The following is a 12,444-nucleotide window of genomic DNA, read 5'->3' as shown; positions in this document are numbered from 1 at the left end:
TTCATTCAGAATCTCCTCGTTCATCTTGCCGAGAAAATTCTACTTATGCAGCCCCTTACTTTCGGGGGGGATTACCGTAGGACCCGTTCTCGCCCACGTTCGACGCCACGAACTCGCTCAGCGCGCCGCTGATCCGGACAGTCATCGTCGTGGTCTGGGACATGGTCGCCTCCATCTGCTTGTCTTCAAGATAAGCAAAAATGAACACGTGGGCAAGGCGCGCCAACTAGCCAATCTCCGCATTACCTGCGGAGATTGGCATTCCTATTCTCCGCAGGGACCGGAATCAGTGCGCGCATGGAGACCGATCACGGTTGCAGACCACCCTGGTCGCAGCACAAGCTGACAGGACGCGACCACGAGGCCCAGTTCATTGATTCGATTGCAACAACGTCCCTTGCTTGGATTCTTCCTTGACCCCTTTGGGAGGTCTGTCCGCGCAATGGAGCTGGACGGGGATCACATCAGGATCACGCAACGCGGTCAAATCGCCAGCCTGCCATTGCAAGCGCTGACGAATGCTCCTGCCCTCCGGAAGGGGATGCTTGGGACTGCGCTGACGATAAACTCGCATGACCGCGCCGATATAACGCTGAAGGCGGCGAGCCACGTCGCTGCCACAGGTTTCGCGGACGAGGTCAAAGAGGCCTGGACACGCTTCAATCTCGCAGCCCTTGAGATGGAAGCTGCGCGACTGGACCGGGTCGTCGCCGGGGTGTTGGCGCTGGCAGCGCCGCCCCGATATCCCTCGGCGTGCCAGATCGCGCCGCTCCTGGATGACGCCCGGGCTCTGGATGCATCGCTTCTGTCGAAGCTGAGTGCCGAGGCCATCGGTCCCGAGGTCGTCGCGCGCATCGCACCCGTCCGGAAATTTGCCGCCGACCCGCGAGTGGCACGAGCAAATGCCCTCTCCTCCTTCGTCACGGCCGAACTGGACCGCTGGAAGGACTTCTTCGACGCGATCGAGAGCAAGCCGCTGACGCCGGAACAGCGCCTTTCGGTTGTCGTCGATGAGGATGCGACGCTGGTGCTCGCCGGTGCGGGATCGGGGAAGACCAGCGTCATCACCGCCAAGGCGGCCTATCTGGTCAAGGCGGGCATCCGTCAGCCGGAGGAGATCCTGCTTCTGGCCTTCGCGAAGAATGCGGCCGAGGAGATGTCTGAACGGGTCGAAGCCCGATCCGGCGTGCCCATCGTCGCGCGGACCTTCCACGCGATTGCCTATGACATCATCGGGATCGTCGAAGGGTCAAAGCCCGCCTTGGCGGATCATGCCACCGACGAGATGGCGTTCAGCAACCTGATCAAGCAGATCCTGAAGGACCTCGTATACCGCTTGTCGGAGGTGTCGAAGGCGATCATCCAGTTCTTCGCGCATTTTCTGGTCGAGCCCAAGACGGAATGGGACTTTAAGACCAAGCATGACTTCTACACCCACATGGAGAGCCAGGACCTGCGGACGCTGCAGGGCGAGAAGGTCAAGAGTTACGAAGAACTGCAGATCGCCAACTGGCTTTACGAAAACGGCGTCGAATACGAGTACGAGCCGGTCTACGAGCACAAGATCGCGGAAAGCGGCAGGCGCGATTACCAGCCGGATTTCCGGCTGACCGAAAGCGGCATCTACATCGAGCATTTCGGCGTGCGGCGTGAAAAGGCACGGGACGGCAGCGAGCGGCTGGTCACGGCACCCTTCGTGGACCGCGACGAATACCTGGCAGGCATGGACTGGAAGCGGAAGATCCACGCCGAGCATCAAACGACCCTGATCGAGACCTACAGCTATGAACGGCAGGAGGGGCGATTGCTGACCGGACTTGCCGAGAAGCTGGCGCCGCATGTCACCCTGAATCCCCGGCCGGTGGACACCATCTATGACCGGATCGTCGAGCTGAAGCAGGTCGATGACTTTTCCAAGCTGCTCGGAACCTTCCTGCGCAAGTTCAAGAGCGGCGGCTACAGCCTGCAGGATTGCGAGACCAAGTCAGATCGGATGAAGCTGGGCAAGCGCGCCCGCGCGTTCCTCGACGTATTCGCGCCGGTCTTCGAGGAATATCAGAAGCGTCTTGAGGGCCGGATCGACTTCGAGGACATGATCCTGCGCGCTGCGCGCTATGCAGAGGACGGTCGCTATGTCAGCCCGTTCCGCCACATCCTTGTCGACGAATTCCAGGACATCTCCCAAAGCCGAGCCCGGCTGGTGAAGGCGCTGAAGGCCCAGCATCCGGACGTGCGCGTCTTTGCTGTGGGGGACGACTGGCAATCCATCTTCCGCTTCGCAGGGTCCGACATCCACCTGATGCGCCATTTCGGGCGGGAGTTTGGTGGCAGCTTCGATGGCGAAGCTGGCGTGCACAGGACCGTCGACCTCGGCCGCACCTTCCGTTCGGTCGACCAGATTGCCTTTGCCGCCCGAACCTTCGTTCTGCGGAACCCCGCCCAAATCGACAAGAAAATCGTTCCGGCCGGGACTGCCACCGAACCGGCGATCAGGGTCGTCACGGTGTCCAAAGGCGAGGATGAGGCGAAACTGAACGAGGTGCTTGCGGCCATGTCTTCCGCCGCGGCGCTGGAGACCAAGCCCGCGACTGTGCTGCTCCTTGGGCGTTACCGCTTCATCGAGCCAGACATGCAGGGCCTGCGCCGCCGGTTCCCGCGGCTGAAGATCAGCTTCAAGACCATCCATGCCTCGAAAGGGCTGGAAGCCGACCACGTCGTCATGCTGAACGCCGACAGCGGGCGCATGGGATTTCCGTCAGAGATCGTCGACGACCCCCTCTTGTCTCTGGTTTCGCCGGAAGAGGAGGCGTTCCAGAACGCCGAGGAGCGGCGCGTCATGTATGTGGCGATGACGCGGGCCCGTCACACCCTGACGATCCTTGCCTCGAACGCCCGTCCTTCGTCCTTCGTGACCGAGCTTCGCAAAGACCCCGCCTACGGGATCTCGACAGCCCCCGGAGCTGAACCCGAGGCTCACGTTTGCGGCGAATGCGGCGGGCGATTGCTGGGCGTGACCGGGCAGGATGGCCGCATCTGGTACCGGTGCGAGCATGTGCAGCACTGCGGAAACCTTCTGCCCGCCTGCCCATCCTGCGGAACGGCCCTGCCACGCCATGCTGACGGAACCAGCGATGTGCGATGCGAGTGCGGTGCCAACTATCCGACGTGCCCAGACTGCGAAGATGGCTGGCTTGTCGAACGCAGCGGCAGTTTCGGCAAGTTCCTCGGCTGCGTTCGCTATCCGACCTGTACCGGAAAAGCGAAGATCGCGAACGGCAATCAGCCCGCCATTCCCAAGCCACGGCGCCGGAAAAGGGTCTGACGCCGGGCGAGCAGCATCCCGGATTTCACCGGCACGCCCGCGCCTGGTCGCGCAGGACCGCGTAATCACTGAGCATCCGGACGATGGCGGAACGTTCCGGCAGCTTTTCGACCTCATCGGCGGCACGCGCTTGATCGGCCACTGTGTAATCGACAACGGGCGGGCAGGGTGCCGCGGTTTCAGAACCTGCCATCTCGCAGCCGGTCAGCCAGAGCGTCACGATCATGAGGGCGGCGGGTGCCGGCATCGAGCATCTCTCGGTGGATGGCATTATTCCTCTCTCTGGCATCAAGCCGCTCGGCAGCGCGCCCTGCGCGTTCACCCGTGCGGCGCAGGTTCAAAAGGAACAGCAGGATCGCTCCCGCGGCGAGGATCAGGCCCAGCACCTTGCGGGCGGGGCCGTGGGTGAGAAGCCAGGCAATCACCGCTGGCCTCGCTTCCAGTCGTCCAGCCGCGCGTGGATGGTGACGGCGATGCCGATCAGGGCGATGGCGACCAGCACCCAGCGTAGGGCATCGAGATACGGCACCAGCGGCTGGATCGTGGACTGCGTTTCAGCCAGTGCCTCTTGAAGAACCTCCACACCGGCCGCACCGACGGTCGCCGCTCCCGCGGCGCCGCTGCCGCGGAAGGTGCGGCTTTCGGCCAGGACCTCCCGCGCGGGCGGGGTTTCCGGCGCGAACGGCACTGCCCGTGCCGGGAACTTTTCGCCCCAGCTTCGCGCGGGCCCGAGGTCGATATGCATGAAGCCCGAGCGGGGATAATACCCGAACCCCAGGAACCCGACCTCCCGCGCCGCCGCCTCGAAGGCAACGGGATCGTGGTTGGCCATGGCGATGTCAAAGGCCGTGCCGTCCATGTGCTTGGAACGCGGCGCGCCACCCACACGACGATTGTGTTCCGGGCTGCGATAGGCCGAGCGGATGATCAGCGGCTTGCCCAGCCGGTCGCGCAGGGCCTGCAGCTTGTCCAGGGCCTCGGTGTCGATCTTGAGCGCACCGGTGCCGCGACAGGCGATTTCCGCGGGCGAGAAGTTCTTCCAGCGCCAGAGGCCGTTCGGCACCTTGCGCCAGTGGGACCAGGTCAGGATAGGCATGGGGTGCTCCAGATGGAAAAACCGCCTCTGGGGCGGTTCGATGCGTTGGGGTGGTGTGGGGCAGGATCTGTCCGCCCGGCGATGGCCGCGCACGGCCCGGCGCGCGCTCACCCGCAGCCGAAGAGACGCTGCAGGAGGACGATCAGGACGAAGACCGCGAGGCCGATGCGGATGCGGTGGCGGAAATCGCTCCAGGGGCAGCGGGGCGCGCGGCGCAGATGCAGACGGGGCTTCATGACGCTCAGCCCCGCGGCAGGCGCCCGGCGCGAATGCGCGTGAGCAGCACTTCGATGATGGCAGGGCCGAAGACGCCAACGAGATAGGCGATCGATCCGCCGGCACCAATGGCGGGGATCGCCCCGGCGGGCAGATCGAGCCAGACCGCGACGAGGCCGCCGCCGAGCGTGCCCATCCCGCCCGAGGTGAGCGCACCGAGGATGATCTGGCGGATCGCATCGCGCGAGGAGACCTTGATCACCAGCGCCGAGGTGGCGCCGCCCGCTGCCCCCCAGGCCGCGGCGGCGATGGTCGCATTGGCCGCGACCGAGCGCCAGATCTCGCCCCAGATCGTGGGTTCGTCGGCCATGTCAGCCTCCCTCAACATCGGATGGGTTGCGATCAGGCGATGTCATCGGCGATCTCGACGCGGATGTAGCCTGCATTGGGAAAGGTCTCGATCGCGCCATCGGCATAGGTGACTTCGAACTCGGCCTCATAGGCCCCGCTCTGCCCGGTGTCGCCAAGCGCCCAGTCGTAGCGCACGGTGGGCGTGCCGGTCGCCAGCACCACGATCGCAGGCGCGCGCAGGATCGTCGGATCGCCGCGACGCGGGCGCATGTTGAAGACGACGCTGGCCCCTGTGAGGTTCACCTCGGCCGCTGGCTCAAGGGCAAAGATGAGGGCGGGCGATGTATCGCCCTGCTTGATCCGGAAGGTGTTCATCTGTTCCTCCTTCACCTGAGGGTTTCGCCGCGCAGATGCGGCTGCACCCGGCCCCGGCGTTCCGATGGCGCCACCACGCCGCCATTCGCACTGGCCCGGGGCAGCGCGTGCCGCCTGGTACTGAGGCCCGAGATCCAGAAACGCACCGCCACGAGGGGTGCACTGTCCACATTCGCGGCGCGCGCCAGGATGACGCGACGCGTGAGGACCAACGCGGAGGCTGCGGTGACGCCAGCCCGGCGCGGGCGACGGATACGAGGATCCGCATTTGCGGTTCCACTTGCCCCTGCCGCGGACCTACGGTTCCGGATCACCCGAAGCTGGACCGTGACCATCGCTGCGGCCGTCGGCGCGGACCGGGCGCTCAGCTTCCCCGAGATAGTGCCGGTGGCCAGAACCGCGGTCTGCGTCCCAATTGCGGCCGATCGTCGCCGTGACACCTGCGCGGAAAGCGCAATGCTGCTCACGGCACCGACCGCCGCGCCACGCGTCAACTTGCCGGCGACGCGGGCGCTGGCTGACATCGAGGAGAAAACGCCCGCCGAAACCACCCGCGACCGGATCACGCGCGCGGAAATACCGACGCTGCTCTGCGCCGTGGACGCCGCGCTGCGCGCCATGGTCCCAGCCACATTGGCATTGGCGGCGAGAACCGCCTGCGCCGAAACGGAAACCGATCGCGGTCGGACAGTCCGCGCGGCGATTGCGAGCGTCGCGCCGCCCGTGACCGCGACCGTGTACCGTCGCCTGACACGCGGTGCGGTGAGGGAAAATGCGGCGGCACCCTCGACCGTCACGCTGCGCGACTGCACGAGACGCGGCCTTCCCAGGACACTGCTTCCCGCCGCTGCGGCCGCTGTCCGGGCCCGGATCATGCGGCGCATCGTCGTCGGAACGCTGGCCGCCGTCGGCGCAGCCCTGCGCCTGCGGATCATGCGGTGCGACCCCGCGCTGTCGCTGGCTGACACGATGTGAGCGGCGGCAGGCCATGTCGTTCCGCCAGCCGTGGCGGCTTCCAGAGGGATTGCGATCAGGGCCAGCTGACCGGTGTTCGAGACGCTGAACGACGCAGTCGCATCCCCGCCAACGGGCGAAAGCTGCAGCTGGAATGCAAGTCCATAGCCCGCGTCCGAGGCAATGACTTGCGTGACCTCCGTCCAGCCGGACCGCGCGGTGAACCCGCCCGGAGATCCGGTGTAGAAACTCGTCCAGAGACACAGCGCCGCGTATCTGTCGCCCGCCGCGACCCCGGCCAGGGCATCCGTCATCGACGTGGCGTTGTTGCCCTTTGCCAGGGGTTCCGGGTTGGCGAAACTGCCGTCCGCCAGCTCGCAGACCGCAAAGGCAAGAATGTCCTGCTGTTCGCCTGGCGGGTGCGTTGCGGTCAGCACCCCGGACCCGCCACTGCTCGCATCGGTGACGAACAGGCTCACGCGCATGTAGTCGTTGTAGCCTGTGTCCGCGAACACATCGGTGGTGGTGAGCAGCTGCGTCCAGGTTTGCCCCGCCCCGCTGAAGCTTGGCGGGGTGGTATTGTCGTCGCTGTTCAGTGCGCCGGACAGCACAATGGCAAGCGCAGGACGGCCGGCAGTGATCGTGACGCTGCCCGATGAGAGCGACGTGACGGTCGCGACCGATTGCGCAGAGACAAGATGCGTGAGAGTGGGGGCTGTCATGACGGCTGTCCTGCGAGGCTCGGAAAACCGATCAGGTCAGGGTGATGTCGATGTCGCCGACGGGGAATTCGATCGTATCGCTGGGCCCGATCGCGGCGCTGGCGATGTCATCCCAGGCCAGCATGTTGCCGCCGGAGAGGGCATCGAAGAAGCCCACCGCGACGATGGTGCCGAAGGCCGTGCCGGTGGCGGTGAAGGCCACGGCCGCCGTATTGGAGATGGCGCCGCCCACCGGCGCGCCAAAGCTGACCGCCTGGCGCGCATAGCCCGCAGCGGCGACTTCCGTGCCGCCGCCGGCATCGCTGGGGCTGGCGGTGAACAGCGCCATGTAGACCGCGGGCGGCGCGCTCAGTGCCGTGTTGCGAAACACATGGTTCAGCAGCGCATTCTCGAGATAGTCGGAAAAGGATGACATGGGTTCCTCCATGGAAAAAGGCCCGCGCGGGCGGGCGAAAAACGGACAGATGCGGGGTCAGGCGGTGCGGTCTCGTCGATCAGGGCGGGCTCATGGCGCGAAGCCCTCGAGCGCGGTCTGGACTGCGGAAAGCGCCGCGGTAATCGCGGCCTCAGTCGCGGCCGCTTCGATCTGGCCGATGGAGCCGAGCCGGATCTGTTCGAGCGCGGCGCCGATCGCCTGCCATTGCGCCGACATCGCGAGATAGGTCTGGGCCACATGGAGGGCGGTGCCGCCCGGTGGGGTAATCCCGACTTCGGCCGAGATGAAGGGATAGGCCGCCAGATCCGGTGCAGGGTCGGCGATGAAGGCGCGGGCTTCGGCCTCCTTGCGCAGATAGATCATTTCCTGGCCCGGCAGCTGCGTCACGAAGCGCGCCCGCACCGCGCCACAGGCGGCATTGACGCTGCGGATCGCCGCGCGCCGCGTGGCTTCCAGCGCCGCCGCGAGATCGGCCTCGGTACGCGGATCGATCCAGAGGCATGCGGCGTAATCGAACACGGCCCAGGGGCCCGGCCTCGGCGGATAGGCCACGGGCTGGTCAGCCACGATATAGACCTCCGCCGCGTCCAGCGCGCCGGGCAGGACCGCCTCGTCCGGGCCGATCGTTGCGGTCAGCTCCTCGATTTGCGGGCCCCGCAGCACGCGGCGGATCTCGCCGGTGGCGGCGTCATAGACGGTGAGTTCGATCACTTGAGCACCTTCAGGGCCCCGAGGCCCACCTTGGAGGAGGAGGACACGATCGCGCCCGAGACGCTGATCGTGTTCGAGGACTGGGTGATCTGCACCGGAATGGCGAAGCTTTCCCAGAAGGGCGAGAGGTTCGTGTTGTTGACCGAGGTGTACCCGCCCCCGATCGACTTGCCGTTCAGCGAGACATTGTAGCTGTAATACTCGCCATTCGAGTTCTCGGAGTTGAACCAGGTGGAGATGGCGACCTGGAAGGTGGCAAAGACCACCGCCGAGGTCCCGACCGTCGCGGTGAAGGAAAACGACGGGCTGCCCGAGGAAATCTCGGTCGCAACGAGGCTGGTGATGGCATTGTTGGCGATCTTGATCGTGTTGACCTGCAGATCGGCGATCTTGGCGGTGGTGATCGCGCCATTGGCGATCTTGGCATTGGCGATGGCGGCATCGGCAATGATGCCGCTGGCGGCGGTGATGGCGCCGGCCACGATCTTTTCCGTGCTGATCGCGCCATCGGCGATGAGGGTCGCGTCCGAGACGGTGTCGACCTTGACGTAGTCGACAAGGGTCTGACCCGCGACAGTCTCGTAGTTCACGATGATGACCGGGCGCAGATAGCGCACATTGGCATGGATCATCCGCGGGCTTGCCAGCGTGCCTGCGCCTCCCGATCCCACGCCGCGCACATAGCCGGTGATCTCGGTATAGGTGTTCAGCGCCGGGGACTGGCCGCCGCTCGGCGCGTAGAATTGCGCCGTATGCGTGTTCGCGCCCGTATTGTTCACCAGCGTCACGCCATCGGCCGCCACGCCGACAAAGCCCAGATAGATCATGCCGGCACCCGCGTTTTTGCGCAGGCCGGCGCGGATGCGATAGGTCCGGTCTGGATCGAAGGGGATCAGCGTGCGGGCGACATACCAGGCCTGGTCGTCACCACTGTTGTTGCCCACCTGCAAGACCTTGCCGCCCTGCCTGGCATGGGCCGAGGACACGATCGCCAATTCGCCCAACCCGGCATGGTTCTGCCATTGCGCCAGCGCCGCGGCGCTGTCGAAGACCTCCGAGAAGACGGCCGAATTGTCATGCACGACGAGCCGGGATGTGCTGAGCGTGCCCGGCGCGATGACGTTGTCGCCGGCCAGGACGATGGCCGATCCGGCGCCGGCGGCATCGTCCCATTCGACGATGCGGATGTTGGCTGCCCCGGTTCCGCCGATCGGGCGCAGGACCAGCGCGCTCTCGGAGGTTGCCTCGACCGACAGCGCCTTGGCCAGCGCCGAGGCGGCCTCGGCCACGGCCTGATCCGCCGCAGCCTGGGCCTCGGCGATCTCCTGCATCACGGCGGTGGAGATATCCTCGGCCGTGAGCCGCACATCGGGGGTCGATGCGGTGACCCAGCCGGTCCAGAGGGTGGTGAGCGCGGGGGCGATGTAGCGGATGCGCGCGTCGTAGCTCGTGGCCCCGATCAGGCCGGCCGAGACGACGACGGCGCGGGCGGCGGGATTGTTCATCGTGCCGGTGGCGATGACCTCGGTGGTGCCGCTGCGGCGCAGCTCCCATTCGACCGCCGTGATCAGCTCGAAATCTTCCTCGCTCCACTCCAGCCGCAGCGCGGGGCGGCGGCCGATGTTCTGGCCGTCGCGGATCTCGATGCCGGTAACGGTGAAGGCATCGGGGGTCAGATCGGGCGGCACATCCGGCCCGACCGGCGAGATGTCCCAAGGGATCTGATCGGCGGGCGACCAGTCGTAATCGGCGGCATTCACCTCGCGCAGCGCGAGGCGCTGGATCATCGTGCCCGGATCATCGCCGATCTCGACCACTTCGAAGGTCTTCTCGACATAGCCGTTCTCGGCCGAGGTCCAGGACACCACGTCGAGCGGCTCGAGGATCGCGGCATCGGGTGGCAGGGTGAGGCTGTGGCGGCGAAAGCGGCGCTCGTCCTCGATCCAGGCCCGCATCAGCCGCTGCACCTGCACCGGGTACGGGCAGGCCGGCAGATCGAGCGCGGCCACCAGCTGGCGATTGAAATCTTCCGCCTCCCAGGCGGCATTGTAGCGCGGCGGCGCTTCCTTCGGCTGCCAGAGCGCCTCGGGGTCGGGATAGCTCGCGGTGACCCCGTTGTGGGTCTCGTTCAGCGAGCCGAAGGGGGTGAAGCTGGCGCTGTCGCCCAGCATCAGATCCTCGTCGGTGAAATACTGAACCGGCAGACCGGCGGCCCCCGCGCGCACCTTCCAGACCCCGCCCATCTCGGACAGGGCGCCGGAACAGGTCTTCAGGAGTTCCTCGATCACCGCGCCGGGCTCCTCGTCGAACCGGATCTCGAAGCCCGCGCGGTATTGCGGCGCACCGTCCACCGGCTGGTCGCAGACATTCATCGCCGCGAACCAGTTCGACAGCGGCAGATCGGCCGCCGGCACGCCGAGGCCCCAGATACCTGAACCGGGCACCTGGATCCCGCGCAGGATATTGTAGACCTGCACGATCGGATTGGCGCTCGGCTCCCAGGTCGCGGGATCCGACCAGCGATGCGGCCCAGATCCACCGACCGTGCTGTCTTTCCGGGGATCGTAAAGCGGCGCGCCCATGATCTCGAACAGGAGCTTCGGCAGGCCGGAAAACCGCGGCCGGTCATAGCGGAAGGTCACGATCGCATAGCACAGGCCGGGGCCGACCATGTCGCCCAGCCACGGTCGCCCGACCGATATGTCCTGCTTCGTGCCAGTGCCGTATTTTGACAGCAGCCAGGGGTCGGCGACCGTCTGGGTGCCGTCGTAAACCTTCACCCAGAGGAAGTTCGCGAAACGCCCGGTCGCGCCCAGAAACCCGTTGGCATCCGGCGTTGTCGCCAGCGTGACGGGCTGGTCGTTCACCAGGAGCCGCTGCAGCGTGCAGCCGGGGAGATCCGACAGGGCCACGACATAGGTGAGATAGGCGTTTTTGGTCTTGCCATGCGTGCCATGTGTCATCGGCGGGCAGAGATGATGGCCCGCGGTGGCATAGAAGCCGAAGAGGCTCGCCTGCGATGCCGCCTCGCCGGTCGTGGTGGCCTCGGTGACAAGGCCGGGCGTTCGGGGTTTGGGCGCCATCGCGCGCGACAGCGCGCTCAGCGCCACCGTGGTCAGAAGCCGCCCCACCACGGTCGTGGTCAGGAAGCTCGCGGTGGCCGCACCCGCCGCCCAGGCGCCGGTGATGCCGGCACCGGCCACCACCCCGGTCGTCAGGAACGAGGCGGCCCCGGCCAGGAAAGCTCCGACGGGCGGCATCAGTTCACCTCGAAGGCGCGAGTGGCTGCCAGGAGCGGCACCAGGGCCAGGCCGTCCTTTTGCAGCACATGAATGTATTCGCCCTGCACGACGCCGAAGGCCTCGCCCGCATCGCCCGGCACCACCGCCAGATCGCCGACCCGGGCGCAGGCCACCGGGATCTCGGGCAGATGGCGCGCGACCAGCGCGAACTGATCGGCCAGCCCCGCCTTGCGCAGCCGCTTCATCGCCCCGGCGAGCGTGCGGTAGCCCCGAAACCCGCGCGCCATGTCGAGGCCCGTCATCGCCTGCACCGCACCGAAGGCAAAGAGCGCGCAATCATGCGTGCCATAGGCTAAGGGTTTGCGCGCAGCAGTGGCCAGATGCGCCTGCAGCCTTGTGCGCCAGTCCGGGTAGCGCATCAGCGTGCCTCCCCCCAATGGATCGGCACCGAGCCGGAGAGGTCGCAATACCGCCCGATCCGGTCCCCGCCGCGCAAGCTATAGCTTGCATCCGAGCGCCGCAGCGGCAGCGGCACCGTCAGCCCGCGCGCATGGCTCACCAGCGTGAGTTCGACCGTGTAATCTCCGCTGCCCGCCTCGTTGAAGGTGACCCCATCGACCCAGCCGCGCAGCATCCGCACCGGTGCGCCGATCGGCGTGGTGGGGGCGTGCGGGTCGAAGAGGACGCGGTGGATCTCGGCCGGGGCGAGACGGGGATCATAGCCGCGGATCAGCTGCTGGGCTTCCGCCGAGAGCGCCGAGAGCGTCACCCGGTGGGTGCGGACCTCCACGCCGATCTGGCCGGTGATCTGCGGCAGATCGAGGAGGGCGCCGACGCCGTGATAATCGCGCGGCACGCCCTCGATGGTGAAGCTGCGGGTATATTCCCCGGTCCAGAGGCCGAGGGACTCGGTCGCCCCGGTGCTGCGGTTGCGCGCCGTGATCCAGAGCAGGTGGCGCGCGAGGGTGGGACGGCGTGCGGCGAGATGGGCGGCGGTCGCGGGATCGAAGCTGCGCATG

The 12,444-nt window shown here is 66.5% G+C and carries 13 protein-coding genes; 1 reads left to right on the top strand and 12 read right to left on the bottom strand.

Translation table 11 applies throughout. From position 1 onward, the window contains the following. The first annotated feature begins 442 nt into the window (after positions 1-442). Positions 443-3,322: a UvrD-helicase domain-containing protein gene (locus tag MXB90_RS14995; RefSeq protein ID WP_250046205.1), complete on the top strand. Its 2,880-nt coding sequence runs from the start codon at positions 443-445 to the stop codon at positions 3,320-3,322. A 25-nt stretch (positions 3,323-3,347) separates the two neighbouring features. Here MXB90_RS14995 and MXB90_RS14990 read toward each other — a convergent pair whose 3' ends face one another. The 12 genes from MXB90_RS14990 to MXB90_RS14940 all read right to left on the bottom strand — a co-directional run bounded on the left by MXB90_RS14990 (position 3,348) and on the right by MXB90_RS14940 (position 12,443). Next, positions 3,348-3,515 (bottom strand): hypothetical protein, encoded by a 168-nt coding sequence (locus MXB90_RS14990; protein WP_349665918.1) that lies wholly within the window; start codon positions 3,513-3,515, stop codon positions 3,348-3,350. Then, entirely contained in the window at positions 3,502-3,747 is a 246-nt protein-coding gene (locus tag MXB90_RS14985) for a hypothetical protein (protein ID WP_250046203.1), read from the bottom strand. The genes MXB90_RS14990 and MXB90_RS14985 overlap by 14 nt, the downstream gene beginning before the upstream one ends. Further along, positions 3,744-4,418, bottom strand: a complete 675-nt coding sequence (locus MXB90_RS14980; protein WP_250046202.1) for a YcbK family protein — start codon at positions 4,416-4,418, stop codon at positions 3,744-3,746. The genes MXB90_RS14985 and MXB90_RS14980 overlap by 4 nt, the downstream gene beginning before the upstream one ends. 107 nt (positions 4,419-4,525) lie before the next feature. Continuing rightward, entirely contained in the window at positions 4,526-4,654 is a 129-nt protein-coding gene (locus tag MXB90_RS17760) for a hypothetical protein (RefSeq protein WP_284040859.1), read from the bottom strand. Positions 4,655-4,659: 5 nt separating this feature from the next. Next, positions 4,660-5,004 (bottom strand): hypothetical protein, encoded by a 345-nt coding sequence (locus MXB90_RS14975; RefSeq protein WP_250046201.1) that lies wholly within the window; start codon positions 5,002-5,004, stop codon positions 4,660-4,662. Positions 5,005-5,036: 32 nt separating this feature from the next. Further along, on the bottom strand, positions 5,037-5,360 hold the full coding sequence (locus MXB90_RS14970) for a hypothetical protein (RefSeq protein WP_250046200.1): 324 nt from the start codon (positions 5,358-5,360) through the stop codon (positions 5,037-5,039). A gap of 11 nt (positions 5,361-5,371) precedes the next feature. Continuing rightward, a complete protein-coding gene (locus MXB90_RS14965) occupies positions 5,372-7,036 on the bottom strand; it encodes a hypothetical protein (protein ID WP_250046198.1) in 1,665 nt (554 codons plus the stop codon). A gap of 31 nt (positions 7,037-7,067) precedes the next feature. After that, entirely contained in the window at positions 7,068-7,451 is a 384-nt protein-coding gene (locus MXB90_RS14960; RefSeq protein WP_250046197.1) for a phage tail fiber protein, read from the bottom strand. A gap of 90 nt (positions 7,452-7,541) precedes the next feature. Further along, on the bottom strand, positions 7,542-8,183 hold the full coding sequence (locus MXB90_RS14955; protein ID WP_250046196.1) for a hypothetical protein: 642 nt from the start codon (positions 8,181-8,183) through the stop codon (positions 7,542-7,544). Next, the gene (locus MXB90_RS14950) at positions 8,180-11,443 is read right to left on the bottom strand and encodes a phage tail protein (RefSeq protein WP_250046195.1); all 3,264 of its coding nucleotides are present in this window, start codon (positions 11,441-11,443) and stop codon (positions 8,180-8,182) included. Before MXB90_RS14950 ends, MXB90_RS14955 begins: the two co-directional genes overlap by 4 nt. Next, on the bottom strand, positions 11,443-11,844 hold the full coding sequence (locus MXB90_RS14945) for a DUF6950 family protein (RefSeq protein WP_250046194.1): 402 nt from the start codon (positions 11,842-11,844) through the stop codon (positions 11,443-11,445). Before MXB90_RS14945 ends, MXB90_RS14950 begins: the two co-directional genes overlap by 1 nt. Next, complete coding sequence (locus MXB90_RS14940; protein ID WP_250046193.1) at positions 11,844-12,443, bottom strand: hypothetical protein; 600 nt, start codon at positions 12,441-12,443, stop codon at positions 11,844-11,846. Before MXB90_RS14940 ends, MXB90_RS14945 begins: the two co-directional genes overlap by 1 nt. Between the last annotated feature and the right edge of the window lies 1 nt (position 12,444).

It is taken from the genome of Phaeovulum molybdatiresistens (genome assembly GCF_023544865.1).
GTDB lineage: Bacteria > Pseudomonadota > Alphaproteobacteria > Rhodobacterales > Rhodobacteraceae > Pontitalea.
This window is presented reverse-complemented; position numbering and strand designations above follow the sequence as displayed.

What these genes read in the sequence shown, in the direction of transcription:
- MXB90_RS14970 (WP_250046200.1), bottom strand. Translation starts at nt 5,360, where the DNA reads ATGAACACCTTCCGGATCAAGCAGGGCGATACATCGCCCGCCCTCATC.
- MXB90_RS14995 (WP_250046205.1), top strand. Translation starts at nt 443, where the DNA reads ATGGAGCTGGACGGGGATCACATCAGGATCACGCAACGCGGTCAAATC.
- MXB90_RS14965 (WP_250046198.1), bottom strand. Translation starts at nt 7,036, where the DNA reads ATGACAGCCCCCACTCTCACGCATCTTGTCTCTGCGCAATCGGTCGCG.
- MXB90_RS14940 (WP_250046193.1), bottom strand. Translation starts at nt 12,443, where the DNA reads ATGCGCAGCTTCGATCCCGCGACCGCCGCCCATCTCGCCGCACGCCGT.
- MXB90_RS17760 (WP_284040859.1), bottom strand. Translation starts at nt 4,654, where the DNA reads ATGAAGCCCCGTCTGCATCTGCGCCGCGCGCCCCGCTGCCCCTGGAGC.
- MXB90_RS14950 (WP_250046195.1), bottom strand. Translation starts at nt 11,443, where the DNA reads ATGCCGCCCGTCGGAGCTTTCCTGGCCGGGGCCGCCTCGTTCCTGACG.
- MXB90_RS14975 (WP_250046201.1), bottom strand. Translation starts at nt 5,004, where the DNA reads ATGGCCGACGAACCCACGATCTGGGGCGAGATCTGGCGCTCGGTCGCG.
- MXB90_RS14980 (WP_250046202.1), bottom strand. Translation starts at nt 4,418, where the DNA reads ATGCCTATCCTGACCTGGTCCCACTGGCGCAAGGTGCCGAACGGCCTC.
- MXB90_RS14945 (WP_250046194.1), bottom strand. Translation starts at nt 11,844, where the DNA reads ATGCGCTACCCGGACTGGCGCACAAGGCTGCAGGCGCATCTGGCCACT.
- MXB90_RS14960 (WP_250046197.1), bottom strand. Translation starts at nt 7,451, where the DNA reads ATGTCATCCTTTTCCGACTATCTCGAGAATGCGCTGCTGAACCATGTG.
- MXB90_RS14990 (WP_349665918.1), bottom strand. Translation starts at nt 3,515, where the DNA reads ATGGCAGGTTCTGAAACCGCGGCACCCTGCCCGCCCGTTGTCGATTAC.